The following is a 15,535-nucleotide window of genomic DNA, read 5'->3' as shown; positions in this document are numbered from 1 at the left end:
GAGGAAATCTTAAATGACAGTTAAAGTAGGTATTAATGGATTTGGACGTATCGGACGCTTAGCATTCCGTCGTATCCAAGATGTAGCAGGAATCGAAGTAGTGGCAATCAATGACTTGACAGATGCAAAAATGTTGGCTCACTTATTGAAATATGATACTACTCAAGGACGTTTCAACGGTACAGTTGAAGTTCACGAAGGCTCTTTCAATGTTAACGGTAAAGAAGTAAAAGTTTTAGCAAACCGTAACCCTGAAGAATTACCATGGGGTGAATTAGGCGTAGATATCGTTTTAGAATGTACTGGTTTCTTTACTTCTAAAACAGCTGCTGAAAAACATTTAACAGCAGGTGCAAAACGTGTGGTTATCTCAGCTCCAGGTGGAGACGATGTACCAACAGTTGTATACAACGTTAACCATGATATTTTAACTGGAGAAGAAACAGTAATTTCTGGCGCTTCTTGTACAACAAACTGTCTTGCTCCAATGGCTAAAGTTTTAAATGACGAATTTGGCGTTGTTGAAGGATTAATGACAACAATTCACGCTTATACTGGCGACCAAATGACTTTAGATGGACCACATCCTAAAGGTGATTTCCGTCGTGCACGTGCAGCAGCAGCGAACATTGTTCCTAACTCAACAGGTGCAGCTAAAGCAATCGGTTTAGTTATTCCTGAATTAAATGGCAAATTAGATGGCGCAGCTCAACGTGTTCCAGTTCCAACTGGTTCATTAACAGAGTTAGTAACAGTTTTAGATAAAACAGTTACAGCAGACGAAATTAATGCAGCGATGAAAGCAGCAGCAAATGAGTCTTATGGTTACACTGAAGACGAAATCGTATCTTCTGATATCGTGGGTATTACTTACGGTTCATTATTTGATGCAACACAAACTCGTGTAATGACTGTTGGCGACAAACAATTAGTTAAAACTGTTTCTTGGTACGACAACGAAATGTCTTACACAGCTCAATTAGTTCGTACTTTAGAATACTTCGCTAACTTATAAGATTCACACTGAATCGAATAAATGAGATGAAAGCGGGGAAGCGACACGCTTCTCCGCTTTTTTTAATGAATCAATTTAATTTAGGAGGCTTCTATTCATGGCAAAAAAAACAGTGAAAGATATCGAATTAAGAGATAAAAAAGTTTTAGTGCGTGTTGACTTTAACGTTCCTTTAAAAGATGGTGTGATTACGGACGATACTCGAATTAAAGCAGCATTACCGACAATTAACTACGTTTTAGAAAACGGTGGAAAAGCCATTTTATTCTCTCACTTAGGTCGTGTAAAAACAGAAGAAGATAAAGCAGGCAAATCTTTAGCGCCAGTTGCTAAACGTTTAGGCGAGTTATTAGGTAAAGAAGTAACTTTTGTTCCCGAAACACGAGGAGCTGCTTTAGAAGAAGCCATTGCTGCAATGCAAGATGGCGACGTGGTTGTTTTTGAAAATACACGTTTTGAAGATATTGATGGCAAAAAAGAAAGCAAAAATGATGCAGACTTAGGCAAGTATTGGGCTTCTTTAGGCGATGCTTTTGTAAATGATGCTTTTGGTACTGCTCACCGCGCGCACGCTTCAAACGTTGGTATTGCATCAACTGGTATCCCAACAGTTGCTGGCTTCTTAATGGAAAAAGAAATTAAGTTTATCGGCGAAGCAGTGGAAGAACCAAAACGTCCGATGGTGGCGATTTTAGGTGGCGCAAAAGTTTCTGATAAAATTGGTGTTATTGAAAATTTAATTCCCAAAGCAGATAAAATTTTAATCGGTGGCGGAATGACTTATACTTTCTACAAAGCGAAAGGGATGGAAATTGGAAACTCTTTAGTTGAAGAAGATAAAGTTGAATTAGCAAAAAGCTTGATTGAAAAAGCTGGTGATAAACTTGTTTTACCAGTTGATTCAGTTTGTGCCGCATCATTTTCAAACGACGTACCAACAGAAATTCATACAGGCGATGTTCCTATTGGCCAAATGGGCTTAGATATTGGTCCTGACTCAGTGGCTTTATTTGCAGATATCTTAAAAGATGCAAAAACAGTTGTCTGGAATGGCCCAATGGGTGTATTTGAAATGTCTAACTTTGCTAAAGGAACAATCGGTGTTTGTGAAGCAATTGCTAACCTTAAAGATGCAACGACAATTATCGGTGGCGGTGATTCAGCAGCAGCTGCGGAACAATTAGGTTTTGCCGATAAATTTACGCACATCTCAACAGGTGGCGGTGCAAGCTTAGAATTACTAGAAGGTAAAGTTTTACCGGGATTAGCAGCAATTAACGACAAATAATTTTTTTGAAAACAAAGAAGGAGTGTCATCTTTTATGCGTAAACCAATTATCGCAGGTAACTGGAAAATGAATAAAACGTTAGCTGAAGCAGTTGATTTTGCAAAAGCCGTTAAAAATGCGGTTCCAGCAAACGATGTTGTTGATTCAGTCATTGGATCTCCAGCTTTATTCTTAGCAGCATTAGCTGAAGAATTAAAAGGTTCAGAAGTAAAATTAGCAGCACAAAACTCTTATTGGGAAAATACTGGTGCATTCACTGGTGAAAACTCACCAGCAGCGATTGCTGACTTAGGTGTGCAATATGTGATTATTGGTCACTCTGAACGCCGTGAGTATTTCCATGAAACAGATGAAGAGATTAATAAAAAAGCAAAAGCAATTTTTGCCAATGGCATGACACCAATTCTTTGTTGTGGTGAGTCTTTAGAAACTTACGAAGCTGGTCAAACAGCCGAATGGATTGAAGGCCAAATTACAGCCGGTCTTGCTGATTTAACAGATGAACAAGTTTCAAATCTAGTGATTGCTTATGAACCAATCTGGGCAATTGGAACAGGAAAATCAGCGGATGCAAATATCGCGGATGAAATCTGTGGTGTAGTTCGTGCAACGGTTGAAAAACTATATGGTGAAAACGTAGCGCAAGCGGTTCGTATTCAATATGGTGGTTCTGTAAAACCAGAAAACATTGCAGAATACATGGCAAAAGAAAACGTTGATGGTGCATTAGTTGGCGGTGCTGCTTTAGAAGCAAATTCTTTCTTAGCTTTATTAGAAGCTGTTAAATAGTTTCAGATTTCATTTGCAGTATTACTAAAAATTCATTACAATAAAACTAATCGCAAGGGGACAACCCTTAAGATAAAACAATTTTAAAGGAGAGACATAACATGTCAATTATTACTGATATTTACGCTCGCGAAGTCCTAGACTCACGCGGTAACCCAACAATCGAAGTAGAAGTATACACTGAATCAGGCGCATTCGGCCGTGGAATGGTTCCTTCAGGAGCTTCAACTGGTGAGCATGAAGCGGTTGAGTTACGTGATGGCGACAAAGATCGTTATTTAGGTAAAGGAGTTTCAAAAGCAGTTGATAATGTAAATAACGTGATTGCAGAAGCGATTATTGGTTATGATGTTCGTGATCAAATGGCAATCGATAAAGCAATGATCGAATTAGATGGCACTCCTAACAAAGGAAAATTAGGTGCAAACGCAATTTTAGGCGTTTCAATCGCTGTTGCTCGTGCAGCTGCAGATTACCTAGAAGTTCCTTTATACCACTACTTAGGTGGATTCAATACAAAAGTATTACCAACTCCAATGATGAACATCATCAACGGTGGTTCTCACTCAGACGCACCGATTGCTTTCCAAGAATTCATGATTTTACCAGTTGGCGCGCCAACATTTAAAGAAGCGTTACGTTGGGGAGCAGAAGTTTTCCATGCGTTAGCTAAAATCTTGAAATCTCGTGGTTTAGAAACAGCTGTAGGTGACGAAGGTGGTTTCGCTCCACGTTTTGAAGGAACAGAAGATGGCGTTGAAACAATCTTAGAAGCGATTAAAGCAGCTGGTTTAGAACCAGGTAAAGATGTTTACTTAGGCTTTGACTGTGCAGCTTCTGAATTCTACGAAGATGGTGTATACAACTACGCGAAATTCGAAGGCGAAGGTGGCGCAAAACGTACTTCTGCTGAACAAGTAGATTACTTAGAAGAATTAGTAAACAAATACCCAATCATCACAATTGAAGATGGTATGGACGAAAACGACTGGGATGGATGGAAGTTATTAACTGAACGTTTAGGTAACAAAGTTCAATTAGTAGGTGACGATTTATTCGTTACAAACACTGAAATCTTATCTCGCGGAATCGCTAACGATACAGCAAACTCAATCTTAATTAAAGTTAACCAAATTGGTACTTTAACTGAAACTTTTGAAGCAATCGAAATGGCGAAAGAAGCAGGCTACACAGCAGTTGTTTCTCACCGTTCTGGTGAAACAGAAGATTCAACAATCGCTGATATCGCTGTTGCAACAAACGCTGGCCAAATCAAAACTGGTTCTTTATCACGTACTGACCGTATTGCTAAATACAACCAATTATTACGTATTGAAGACCAATTAGGTGAAGTAGCAGTTTACAAAGGTTTAGATGCTTTCTACAACTTAAAAAATAAATAAGCATTTATGGATTTAAAAAAAGTCGTTTCTTTTCTTTGAAAAAGAAGCGGCTTTTTTAATTAGATAAAGCATTTTCTGCTAGTAAATAAAAAAGACTTGTGCTAAAGTATAAACGATGGATACTGTGGTAAAGGAGGGGTTTTCGTGTATGATTTAATTTTAGGGCTTGTGATTGTTTTGTCGGTTATTTTAATTATAGCAATCATGATGCAACCAAGTAAGCAAAATAGTGCAGCCAGCGCATTTACTGGTGGAGCAGACCAACTATTTGGTAAACAAAAAGCACGCGGGTTTGAAGCGGTTATGCAACGCGCAACGGCCATTTTAGGTGCGGTCTGGATGATTTTATTATTTGTATTAGTGCTATTATCCTCAACAAAATAAACAAAAGGAACTTAGGAAATACCTAGGTTCTTTTTTTGTATCCTCATAGTGTTAAATAAGGTATTTCAATAGCGGTTATGTTAAAATGACAAAGAGGTGATTGTTTTGGAACATAGTAAAAATAGTCTGTATTTTAAAAAAGGAAAACGTGCCATTTTATTACTGCATGCGTACACAGGGAGTTATAATGATGTTCGTATGTTGGGCCGTTTTTTAGAGAAAGAAAATTATACCATTTTGGCGCCTTTGTTTTCCGGCCATGGAACAAATGACGCGCAAGATATATTAGCGAAAGCTCCGGAAGTATGGTGGAAAGATACACAAGAAGCGCTTTCTTTTTTGCAAACGGAAGGATTTAAAGAAATTGCCGTTTTTGGGCTGTCAATGGGTGGCGTCTTTGCTTTAAGAGCGTTAGAACAATATGATCATTTAATTGGCGGTGGGGCATTTTGCTCACCTTTAATTGTTGATCGTCCCAATACAATTCATCCCAATTTCTTACTATACGCAAAAAATATTTGGCAGAAAAGTCAAGGGGAGCCATTAAGTGAACAGATGCTTCAACAATTAACAACAGATTCATTGCGACAATTAAATGAAATTGAACAATTTGCGAAGCGGACATTTGAAAATTTACCACAAATTAAAAAGCCTGTCTTTTTAGCCCAAGCTGGCAAAGATCAATTGGTAGACCCTGAAGGGATTCACCAGGTCGTTCAAAATTTAAAACAAACACGGTATAACCTACAGTGGTACCCAAATAGTGGGCATGTCATTACAATTGGTGTAGATCGAAAAGAATTTGAAAGAGATGTGCTCAATTTTATTGATGGCTTATCTTGGAATGAGGATAAAGAATGAAAGAAACAATTAAAACAAAAATAGTCCAATATTTAGAAAAAAGTAATAAAAAAAGTTTTTCTTTAGAAGAAATAGCCGAAGTTCTTAGCCTTCAAAAAGGTAAAGACTTTCAAATACTTGTTCAAACAATTGCAAAAATGGAACAAGAAAAAAGTCTTGTTTTTACGAAAAAAGGAAAAATTAAATTACCACAAAAACTTATTTTATTAGAAGGCGTTTTCAGAAGGAATGAGCGTGGTTTTGGTTTTGTGACAGTCGACCCTGAAGAAGACGACATTTATATTCCGAAAGAACAAACAGGCTTTGCGTTAGATGGCGATACGGTGGCGATTGATATTACTCATCCAGCCGACCCGTTTAACGATCGCGGGGCAGAAGGCAAAGTGGTAGAAATTAGAAAAAGAAACTTAACTCAAGTAGTCGGAGAGTTTACTTTGTTTTCTGATGAAGAAATTCGCGAAACAGATTTATATGGCGTAGTAAAACCGAAAGATAAAAAACTAGGAGATTTTAAAATATTCATTGCAGCAGAAGGGATTCGACCAATGGAAGGCAGTATCGTACTTGTCGAAATCACGCATTACCCAGAAGCTGCGTATGCTACTTCTCTTGAAGGAATCGTCAAACAAGTGATTGGTTATAAAAATGATCCTGGCATGGATATTTTATCAATCGTTATTTCAAATGGCATTCCAACACAATTTCAAGAGACAACATTAAAACAAGCAGATGAAGTGCCAGATGAGATTGATCCAGCTGACTTTCCTACTCGTCGAAATTTAATTGGCCAATCGATTGTCACAATTGATGGAGAAGACGCAAAAGATTTGGATGATGCAATTACGGTTAGAAGGCTTGAAAATGGCCATTACTTTCTAGGTGTCCATATTGCGGATGTTTCTTATTACGTGACAAAAGATAGTCCATTAGATCAAGAAGCGTTTGAAAGAGGAACGAGTGTTTATTTAACGGATCGAGTCATTCCAATGTTGCCTCAACGGTTGTCTAACGGTATTTGTTCTTTAAATCCGAAAGTCCCTCGTTTAGCAATGAGTTGTGAAATGGAAATCAACCTTACTGGGAAAGTTGTCAATTATGACATTTTTGAGAGTGTGATTCAATCCGTTGAGCGAATGACTTATACCGATGTAAATGAGATTTTAGAACAAAATAATAGTGAAATTTGCAGTCGATATGCGGCACTCGTCCCAATGTTTGAGGAAATGGCGGATTTACATCATTTGCTTGAAAATATGCGTACTAAGCGTGGAGCAGTAACCTTTGAAGATCGAGAAGCGAAAGTTTTAGTGGACGAAGAAGGCCATCCCCTAGAGATTGTCTTTCGAAAACGTGGCGTCGGTGAGCGTTTGATTGAGTCATTTATGTTAGCCGCAAATGAAACAGTTGCTAAACATTACCATCAAAAAAAATTTCCGTTTATTTATCGGATTCATGAAGATCCAAAAGAAGAAAAAATGCGGCGTTTTTTAGATTTCGCCTCAATTTTAGGTCTCGTTGTTAAAAACACTAAAGGCAAAGTATCGCCTAAAGATTTACAAGCGATTGTACAAGAAGTTGCTGAAAAACCAGAATCTATGGTAATTAACACCATGTTACTAAGAAGCATGCAACAAGCAAAATATTCAGAAAATAATGAAGGGCACTATGGTCTAGCTGCCGAATATTATACGCATTTTACCTCTCCTATTCGACGGTACCCAGATTTAATTGTTCATCGTTTAATTCGTTCTTACCAACTGGACAAAACGCCAGAAAACAAAGCATATTGGGAAGAAAACTTACCAGATATTGCGATTCATAGCTCACAAATGGAACGTCGAGCAGTGAATGCAGAAAGAGAAGTTGATGCACTTAAAAAAGCGGAATACATGCTTGATCATATTGATGAAGAATTTGATGGGGTGATTAGTTCAGTTGCCAAATTTGGTTTCTTCGTTGAATTACCAAATACAATTGAAGGGTTAATTCATTTAACGACACTTAAGCAAGATTATTTTCACTATTTTGAGAACCATCTCGCTTTAGTTGGTGAAAGAACGGGCCAAACGTTTAAAATTGGCCAAAAAGTTCGAATAAAAGTGGCGAAATCTGATCCGGAAACGAGAGAAATTGATTTTGAACTCGTTTCAGCAGAAACAATCGAACCGATTGTAATCAAAAAACAAGGGAATTTTCGTAAAAATAAAAATGTAACTGAAAACAAAAGAACCGAAAAACAGGAGAAAGATCGAAAAAAAGGTAGAAATAAAAAGAAAACAAAAAAACAAGGGCCGTTTTATGCAAAAGCCCTTAAAAAAAGTAAAAAAAAATCCGATAGAAAAAAGTGAAGGAGTAAGAAATGCCAAAAGGTGAAGGAAAAGTAGTTGCCCAAAATCGTAAAGCAAGTCATGATTATATAATTGTTGAAGCCATTGAAGCTGGTATTGTTTTGCAAGGAACAGAAATTAAGTCAATTCGTAATAGTCGAATTAACTTAAAAGATGGCTTTGTAAGAATCCGTAATGGCGAAGCTTATTTGTCGAATGTTCACATCAGCCCTTATGAACAAGGAAATATTTTTAATCATGATCCACTGCGAACACGTAAACTACTACTTAGAAAAAAACAAATTCAAAAATTACAAGTCGAAACGAAAAATGCTGGGATGACCATTATCCCTTTAAAGGTTTATATAAAAGATGGTTATGCGAAAGTTTTAATTGGACTTGCTAAAGGGAAAAAAGATTATGACAAACGCGAATCCTTGAAACGTAAAGACCAAGAACGAGAAATTCAAAGGGTCTTGCGAAATAAGTAGACATAAATTGTAATTTTTGCTTGCTTTCAATTTATTTGCTATGATGATTGAAAGCGACGTTTTCAAATAAAAAAGACTACTATTAGCAAAAGTGTTCATAGGCGATTTTACGATTACAATTTTCAATGAATAGAACCCGTCTTTTTACTGAAAATGTTTTGAAAAAATTCTATCCTAGTGGTATGATAGCGTCTGTTATTAGGAATTACTGAAAAGACAATCATAACTTTTAGGTAGTTTAAGATGCTTTAGAAAAGAGGTGAAAAATTTTGGAAGAACGTTCGCTCCTGTTTCAAATAGGACCCGTTTGGTTTGATGGCACACTTATTTTGATGACACTGCTCACTTGTATCATTGTTTTTTTACTTGTTTTCATTTGTACTAGAAATCTACAAATAAAACCGAAAGGAAAACAAAACTTTATTGAATTTATTATCGATTTTGTCAGAGGGATTATCAAAAGTCAGTTACCAAGCAAAGAAGTAAATAATTATCATTTACTTGGCTTTACTTTATTTTTATTTATTTTAGTTGCCAATGAAATTGGACTTATGACAAAAATCGTTACTTCTCATGAAATAAGTCTTTGGAAAAGTCCAACAGCCGACCCGATTGTAACACTGGGGTTAGCGCTGATGGTAATCGTATTTACCCATTATATGGGTGTTAAGAAACTAGGATTTAAAGATTATGTTTTAAATTCCTATTTGAAACCCGTAAGTTTTATTTTACCGATAAAACTACTAGAGGAATTTACCAACGTTATTAGTTTGGGATTACGTCTATACGGAAATATCTTTGCAGGGGAAGTTCTTTTGGGATTAATCGTTTCAATGGTTACTTCAATCGGCTGGATAGCCTTACCACTTGCGATACCGTTAGAAATGGTCTGGATTGGTTTTTCGCTATTTATCGGTGGGATTCAGGCTTACGTATTTGTTACATTAACCATGGTTTTCTTAAGTCACAAAATCGAAGCAGAACATTAATAAAATGTAATTAATTAGGAGGAAAATTATTATGAACTTTATCGCAGCAGGATTAGCAATTATCGGATCAGCACTAGGAGCAGCTTACGGAAACTCAAAAGTTGTTTCAAAAACATTAGAATCAATGGCACGTCAACCAGAAATGTCTGGTGAATTACGTTCAACAATGATTCTAGGGATGGCCTTTATCGAAGCAGTGCCAATTTTAGGGATTGTAGTTGCTTTACTTCTTGTTTTACGTTAATAACAAAGAAAAGCAGGAGCGATTAAAGACAACAATCTCTTCTGCTTTTTTAAATTGAAGGGCTAACTAAGCAATAAAGGAAGCTAATTATAGATAGGAGTGTCTAGCAAATGCTAAATCACTTAGTTTTACTAAATGCCTCACCCAATACCACGATTAGTAGTTTTTTAGTCGTGACGGTTTCATTTGTTTTGCTGCTTGCATTAATAAAGCACTTTGCTTGGGAACAAATTAGTGAAGTCTTTAAAAAACGTGAAGACCAGATTTCAAATGATCTAGATTCAGCAGAACAAGCGAAAATCAATGCACAAAAATACGAAAAAGAAATAGAGAAGCGTTTTGAGCATTCAGAAGATGAAGCAAACTTAATTATTCAAGAAGCAAAAAAAGAGGGAGAATCAAACCGCCAAACATTGTTGAGTCAAACGCAAGAAGAAGTTGAGCGTTTGAAAGAAAAGGCACATCAAGATATTAATTTTGAACGCCAAACGGCAATGGCTGCAGCGAAAAAAGAGATTGCAGACTTGTCGATAGCGATTGCTGAAAAAATCTTAACAAGTGATTTATCTCTAGAGCATCAAGAAATGCTAGTCGATCAATACATCGAACAACTAGGTTCAGAACATGAAGCTTAATAAATATGAAGTTGGAAAACGATATGGAAAAGCTTTGTTCGAATTGGCGGAAACAAAGCAGGTGCTAGAAGAGGTTTTCCAAGACGTGCAAGTCTTGCGTCAAATTTTTACGGAAGTTCCTAATTTAGGCGATGTATTAAGCAATTCAAAGCTTGCAATGACAGAAAAAGACCAGATTATTGAAACACTAACTTCAGAATTTCAAGGCCTTTTAAAGCAAGCTTTGTTCGTCATTTATCGTAATCAACGGATGAATGATCTGCTTTATATTATTGCTGATTTTGAAGGACGTTATTATGAAAAAATGGGTGTTTTGCCAGTTAAAGTAACAACAACGGTTCCTTTAAACAAAAAACAAAAAGAACAATTAGTTACAAAATTAAAGACGCAATTTGGCTATGCTCAAATTGAAATAACTGAAGCAATTGATCCTACAATTTTAGGAGGAGTAGTCGTGGAGACAAAAAATCAAGTGATTGATGGTAGCCTCAAAACACGACTCAACCAAATTAAAAAAAGTTTAAGTAAATAGACACGGTAGAAGAGGTGAAGCAAGTGTCCATTAAAGCTGAAGAAATTAGTACCTTAATTAAGGAACAAATTAAAAATTATGAAAACAAGCTAAACGTTGAAGAAACAGGGACAGTAACTTACGTCGGGGATGGGATTGCCCGTGCCCACGGAATTGAAAATGCGATGAGTGGGGAGTTATTAGAATTCTCAAATGGCGCTTATGGAATGGCTCAAAACCTAGAAACAAATGATGTTGGGATTATTATTTTAGGTGATTTTGAAACCATTCGAGAAGGAGATCAAGTAAAACGAACAGGTAAGATTATGGAAGTCCCAGTTGGAGATGCTTTGATTGGTCGCGTAGTCAATCCTTTGGGACAGCCAATTGACGGACTAGGACCAATTGAAACAGAAAAATTTCGACCAGTTGAAACGGCAGCCCCAGGTGTTATGCAACGAAAATCGGTTTCTGAGCCGATGCAAACAGGTCTAAAAGCAATAGATGCTTTGGTTCCAATTGGCCGTGGGCAACGTGAGTTAGTAATTGGCGATCGTAAAACAGGAAAAACCTCGATTGCGATTGATACAATCATTAATCAAAAAGGCCAAGATATGATTTGTATTTATGTTGCGATTGGACAAAAAGATTCAACGGTTCGTACACAAGTTGAAACACTTCGTCAACATGGTGCACTTGACTATACAATTGTTGTCGCAGCAGGAGCTTCTCAACCAGCACCCTTGCTTTATATTGCCCCTTATGCTGGCACCGCGATGGGTGAAGAGTTCATGTACAATGGTAAGCATGTATTGATTGTTTTTGATGATTTATCAAAACAAGCGGTGGCTTACCGTGAACTATCTTTATTACTTCGTCGTCCACCAGGTCGGGAAGCTTATCCAGGAGATGTCTTTTATTTGCATTCTCGTTTATTAGAACGAGCAGCCAAATTAAGTGATGAGCTTGGTGGTGGCTCAATGACTGCTTTGCCTTTTGTTGAAACCCAAGCAGGTGATATTTCGGCATATATTCCAACGAATGTCATATCAATTACTGATGGTCAAATTTTCTTGGAAAATGATTTGTTTTATTCTGGCGTTCGGCCGGCGGTGGCAGCAGGTTTATCTGTTTCTCGGGTTGGTGGGTCCGCTCAAATTAAAGCAATGAAAAAAGTTGCAGGTACCCTTCGACTAGATTTAGCGAGTTATCGTGAGCTAGAAGCTTTTACGCAATTTGGTTCTGATTTAGATGCTGCTACTCAAGCAAAATTAAATCGTGGTCGTCGAACAGTTGAAATCTTAAAACAAAAATTACATGCACCATTACCAGTTGAAAAACAAGTGCTAATTTTATATGCGTTAACACACGGGTTTTTAGATACCGTTCCAGTGAACCGAATTTTAGAGTTTGAAGCCGGCTTATTTGCTTATATGGATAAAGAGCATGCCGATTTATTAGAGACGATTCGCACAACAAAAGATTTACCGGAAACAGACTTGTTAGATACAGCCATTAAAGCATATCGTGATCAATTACTAGCAAGTAAAGCCTATGCAGGAACAACGCAAGATAAGTTAGCAGCAATGGAAAATGTATAAAAGAGGTGAAAATTCATGGGAGCATCCCTTAATGAAATAAAACAGCGTATCGTTTCCACGAAAAAGACGAGTCAAATTACGCGCGCCATGCAAATGGTCTCAGCCTCTAAATTAACTAGATCAGAAGAACACTCCAACCATTTTCAGATTTATGCTTCTAAAATTCGTGAGTTAGTGACGCATATCATGGCTAGCTTACCCGATGAACCCGATGAAGAAAATAACGAAGAAACAATAGAAGATGAAACGCAAGAAATTAACTATAACAGTATGTTAATTCATCGTCCAATTAAACGGACTGCTTATATTGTGGTCACTTCTGATGGTGGCTTAGTGGGTGGCTACAATAGTTCAATCTTAAAGCAAGTTATGACAATCATAGAAGAAGATCATCGCTCAGCAGAGGAATATGTGATGTTGGCCATTGGTGGTACAGGTGCCGATTTTTTTAAAGCACGAGGAATTAATGTTGCTTATGAGTTGCGTCACCTTTCTGATCAACCCAGTTTTGAAGAAGTTCGAAAAATTGTTTCTTTAACCACAACGATGTATCAAAATGAAGTGTTTGATGAGCTTTACGTTTGCTATAATCATCATGTGAACTCATTGACAAGTCAATTTCGAGTGGAAAGAATGTTACCAATTTCAGATATCAATCACGACGAGGCGATTGTGTATGAACAAGAATATATTTTTGAGCCTTCTAAAGAAGATATTTTGAAGCAGTTACTTCCTCAATATGCGGAAAGTTTGATTTACGGCGCAATTGTTGATGCTAAAACAGCAGAACACGCAGCTGGCATGACGGCGATGAAGACAGCCACAGATAATGCAAAAACAATCATTGATGATTTAACGATCTCTTATAACCGTGCACGACAAGGTGCGATTACACAAGAGATTACGGAAATTGTTGGAGGCGCTGCTGCTCTCGAATAATTTTGTAAATGAATGGAGGAAAAATAATGAGTTCAGGCAAAATAGCGCAAGTCGTTGGTCCCGTTGTTGACGTGGAATTCTCCTTAGACCAAAGCTTACCAGATATTAACAATGCCTTAATTGTCTATAAAAATAATGAAGAAAAAACAAAAGTCGTTTTAGAAGTCGCTTTAGAACTTGGCGATGGTATTGTTCGAACAATTGCCATGGAATCAACAGATGGGCTTCAACGTGGGATGGAAGTTCTTGATACTGGAAAAGCAATTTCTGTTCCAGTTGGAAAAGAAACTTTAGGACGTGTTTTTAACGTTTTAGGAGATACAATTGATTTAGGTGAAGCATTTTCAACAGAGGCCAAACGTGAAGTAATCCATAAAAGTGCGCCTAAATTCGAAGATCTAAGTACCAGTACCGAAATCTTGGAAACAGGAATTAAAGTAATTGACTTACTAGCACCGTATTTAAAAGGTGGGAAAGTCGGCTTATTTGGTGGTGCAGGTGTTGGGAAAACAGTTTTGATTCAGGAATTAATTCATAACATTGCACAAGAACACGGTGGGATTTCAGTGTTTACGGGGGTAGGTGAACGAACTCGTGAAGGAAATGACTTATATTTTGAAATGAAAGATTCTGGTGTTATTGAAAAAACAGCCATGGTTTTTGGTCAAATGAATGAGCCACCAGGTGCAAGAATGCGTGTTGCGCTAACCGGACTAACCATTGCCGAATATTTTCGAGATGTTGAAGGCCAAGACGTTCTTCTTTTTATTGATAATATTTTCCGTTTCACTCAAGCGGGTTCGGAAGTTTCAGCCTTACTTGGCCGGATGCCTTCCGCTGTAGGTTATCAACCAACATTAGCAACTGAAATGGGTCAGTTACAAGAGCGGATTACCTCAACGAAAAAAGGTTCGATTACTTCGATTCAAGCGATTTATGTTCCTGCGGATGACTATACGGATCCAGCTCCAGCGACAGCATTTGCGCATTTAGATGCGACGACAAACTTAGAGCGGAAATTAACCGAACAAGGGATTTATCCAGCGGTTGATCCACTAGCATCTTCATCAAGTGCTTTGGCGCCGGAAATTGTTGGTGAAGAACACTATGAAGTCGCAACAGAAGTCCAACATACTTTACAACGTTACCGTGAACTTCAAGACATTATTGCAATTTTAGGTATGGATGAACTATCCGATCATGAGAAGGTCTTAGTGGCTCGTGCACGTAGAATTCAATTTTTCTTATCACAAAACTTTAACGTCGCGGAACAATTTACTGGTCAACCAGGATCTTATGTGCCGGTTGCCGAAACGATCAAAGGTTTTAGAGAAATTTTGGATGGAAAACACGATCAATTACCAGAAGAAGCGTTTCGCTCAGTTGGTCGAATTGAAGACGTCATTGAGAAAGCTAAGAAATTAGGTTACTAGAAAAGAGGTGCCTTATGTCACATTTTTTAGAAGTAAGTGTGGTTACACCCAATGGAATTGTTTATGAGCATCATGCCAATAAGGTCGTTGCTCGGACACCAGATGGCGATTTGGGGATTTTACCACGACATGCGCCAATTATTGCGCCTCTCACAATTGATGAAGTTCGAGTAAAACGGATTGATTCAGATGAACATGTGGATTGGATTGCAGTGAATGGTGGTATTTTAGAAGTTCGAGATAATGTCGTAACGATTATTGCCGATAGCGCGGAACGGGAGCGTGATATTGACGTTCCACGAGCAGAAAGAGCCAAACGTCGCGCAGAAGAATTAATTGCTGAAGCAAAAGCTCATGATGACGTCGATGAGTTACGTCGTGCAACAGTTGCTTTACACCGTGCAATTAATCGAATTAACGTTTCGAAACATTATTAATTATTTAGCATAACAGAAAAATCTTATTAATTAATAAGATTTTTCTGTTTTTTTTGGCTCTTTGTCAAATAGTGTTTATGGCAAGATATAAGGGCTCTTTGTCAAATAGTGTTGTTTAGCAATATCCGTATAATTAAGAAGGACTCAGGTTCTTCTTTTTTTGTTATTTAATTTTGGCTTTTTAAAG

16 protein-coding genes are annotated in these 15,535 nt (G+C 37.5%); all 16 read left to right on the top strand.

Annotation, left to right across the window (positions count from 1 at the left end):
• Positions 1-13 precede the first annotated feature (13 nt).
• The 16 genes from gap to JOD14_RS02640 all read left to right on the top strand — a co-directional run bounded on the left by gap (position 14) and on the right by JOD14_RS02640 (position 15,348).
• A complete protein-coding gene (gene gap, locus JOD14_RS02715) occupies positions 14-1,015 on the top strand; it encodes a type I glyceraldehyde-3-phosphate dehydrogenase (RefSeq protein WP_204653161.1) in 1,002 nt (333 codons plus the stop codon).
• A 97-nt stretch (positions 1,016-1,112) separates the two neighbouring features.
• Positions 1,113-2,303 (top strand): phosphoglycerate kinase, encoded by a 1,191-nt coding sequence (locus JOD14_RS02710; RefSeq protein WP_204653160.1) that lies wholly within the window; start codon positions 1,113-1,115, stop codon positions 2,301-2,303.
• A 34-nt stretch (positions 2,304-2,337) separates the two neighbouring features.
• Complete coding sequence (gene tpiA / locus JOD14_RS02705; protein WP_204653159.1) at positions 2,338-3,093, top strand: triose-phosphate isomerase; 756 nt, start codon at positions 2,338-2,340, stop codon at positions 3,091-3,093.
• 101 nt (positions 3,094-3,194) lie between these two features.
• A complete protein-coding gene (eno, locus tag JOD14_RS02700; RefSeq protein ID WP_204653158.1) occupies positions 3,195-4,496 on the top strand; it encodes a surface-displayed alpha-enolase in 1,302 nt (433 codons plus the stop codon).
• A 144-nt stretch (positions 4,497-4,640) separates the two neighbouring features.
• Positions 4,641-4,880, top strand: coding sequence for a preprotein translocase subunit SecG (gene secG, locus JOD14_RS02695; protein ID WP_204653157.1), 240 nt, complete (start codon positions 4,641-4,643; stop codon positions 4,878-4,880).
• A 105-nt stretch (positions 4,881-4,985) separates the two neighbouring features.
• Positions 4,986-5,741 (top strand): alpha/beta hydrolase, encoded by a 756-nt coding sequence (locus tag JOD14_RS02690; protein ID WP_239576052.1) that lies wholly within the window; start codon positions 4,986-4,988, stop codon positions 5,739-5,741.
• Positions 5,738-8,089, top strand: coding sequence for a ribonuclease R (gene rnr, locus JOD14_RS02685; protein ID WP_204653156.1), 2,352 nt, complete (start codon positions 5,738-5,740; stop codon positions 8,087-8,089). The genes JOD14_RS02690 and rnr overlap by 4 nt, the downstream gene beginning before the upstream one ends.
• An 11-nt stretch (positions 8,090-8,100) precedes the next feature.
• The gene (gene smpB, locus JOD14_RS02680; protein WP_204653155.1) at positions 8,101-8,559 is read left to right on the top strand and encodes an SsrA-binding protein SmpB; all 459 of its coding nucleotides are present in this window, start codon (positions 8,101-8,103) and stop codon (positions 8,557-8,559) included.
• A 269-nt stretch (positions 8,560-8,828) separates the two neighbouring features.
• Positions 8,829-9,548 carry a F0F1 ATP synthase subunit A gene (gene atpB, locus JOD14_RS02675; protein WP_204653154.1) on the top strand — a complete coding sequence of 240 codons (720 nt, stop codon included), beginning with the start codon at positions 8,829-8,831 and terminating at the stop codon, positions 9,546-9,548.
• 31 nt (positions 9,549-9,579) lie between these two features.
• Positions 9,580-9,792, top strand: coding sequence for an ATP synthase F0 subunit C (atpE, locus tag JOD14_RS02670; protein ID WP_204653153.1), 213 nt, complete (start codon positions 9,580-9,582; stop codon positions 9,790-9,792).
• 110 nt (positions 9,793-9,902) lie between these two features.
• Positions 9,903-10,427 carry a F0F1 ATP synthase subunit B gene (atpF, locus tag JOD14_RS02665; RefSeq protein WP_204653152.1) on the top strand — a complete coding sequence of 175 codons (525 nt, stop codon included), beginning with the start codon at positions 9,903-9,905 and terminating at the stop codon, positions 10,425-10,427.
• Positions 10,417-10,959: an ATP synthase F1 subunit delta gene (gene atpH, locus JOD14_RS02660; protein ID WP_204653151.1), complete on the top strand. Its 543-nt coding sequence runs from the start codon at positions 10,417-10,419 to the stop codon at positions 10,957-10,959. Before atpF ends, atpH begins: the two co-directional genes overlap by 11 nt.
• Positions 10,960-10,982: 23 nt before the next feature.
• Positions 10,983-12,539, top strand: a complete 1,557-nt coding sequence (gene atpA, locus JOD14_RS02655) for a F0F1 ATP synthase subunit alpha (protein WP_204653150.1) — start codon at positions 10,983-10,985, stop codon at positions 12,537-12,539.
• Positions 12,540-12,554: 15 nt separating this feature from the next.
• Positions 12,555-13,478 (top strand): F0F1 ATP synthase subunit gamma, encoded by a 924-nt coding sequence (locus JOD14_RS02650; protein ID WP_204653149.1) that lies wholly within the window; start codon positions 12,555-12,557, stop codon positions 13,476-13,478.
• Positions 13,479-13,504: 26 nt separating this feature from the next.
• Positions 13,505-14,911, top strand: a complete 1,407-nt coding sequence (gene atpD / locus JOD14_RS02645) for a F0F1 ATP synthase subunit beta (protein WP_204653148.1) — start codon at positions 13,505-13,507, stop codon at positions 14,909-14,911.
• 14 nt (positions 14,912-14,925) lie between these two features.
• The gene (locus tag JOD14_RS02640; protein WP_204653147.1) at positions 14,926-15,348 is read left to right on the top strand and encodes a F0F1 ATP synthase subunit epsilon; all 423 of its coding nucleotides are present in this window, start codon (positions 14,926-14,928) and stop codon (positions 15,346-15,348) included.
• Positions 15,349-15,535: the final 187 nt, after the last annotated feature.

Source organism: Enterococcus lemanii (genome assembly GCF_016909125.1).
Lineage (GTDB): Bacteria > Bacillota > Bacilli > Lactobacillales > Enterococcaceae > Enterococcus_I > Enterococcus_I lemanii.
Note: the sequence above shows the minus strand (reverse complement) of the source record. Positions and strands in the feature narration are given on the sequence as shown.

Bases quoted from the DNA above. Each gene is read 5' to 3' on its own strand.
- gap (WP_204653161.1), top strand. From the start codon at position 14: ATGACAGTTAAAGTAGGTATTAATGGATTTGGACGTATCGGACGCTTA.
- JOD14_RS02710 (WP_204653160.1), top strand. From the start codon at position 1,113: ATGGCAAAAAAAACAGTGAAAGATATCGAATTAAGAGATAAAAAAGTT.
- tpiA (WP_204653159.1), top strand. From the start codon at position 2,338: ATGCGTAAACCAATTATCGCAGGTAACTGGAAAATGAATAAAACGTTA.
- eno (WP_204653158.1), top strand. From the start codon at position 3,195: ATGTCAATTATTACTGATATTTACGCTCGCGAAGTCCTAGACTCACGC.
- rnr (WP_204653156.1), top strand. From the start codon at position 5,738: ATGAAAGAAACAATTAAAACAAAAATAGTCCAATATTTAGAAAAAAGT.
- smpB (WP_204653155.1), top strand. From the start codon at position 8,101: ATGCCAAAAGGTGAAGGAAAAGTAGTTGCCCAAAATCGTAAAGCAAGT.
- atpE (WP_204653153.1), top strand. From the start codon at position 9,580: ATGAACTTTATCGCAGCAGGATTAGCAATTATCGGATCAGCACTAGGA.
- atpF (WP_204653152.1), top strand. From the start codon at position 9,903: ATGCTAAATCACTTAGTTTTACTAAATGCCTCACCCAATACCACGATT.
- atpH (WP_204653151.1), top strand. From the start codon at position 10,417: ATGAAGCTTAATAAATATGAAGTTGGAAAACGATATGGAAAAGCTTTG.
- JOD14_RS02650 (WP_204653149.1), top strand. From the start codon at position 12,555: ATGGGAGCATCCCTTAATGAAATAAAACAGCGTATCGTTTCCACGAAA.
- atpD (WP_204653148.1), top strand. From the start codon at position 13,505: ATGAGTTCAGGCAAAATAGCGCAAGTCGTTGGTCCCGTTGTTGACGTG.
- JOD14_RS02640 (WP_204653147.1), top strand. From the start codon at position 14,926: ATGTCACATTTTTTAGAAGTAAGTGTGGTTACACCCAATGGAATTGTT.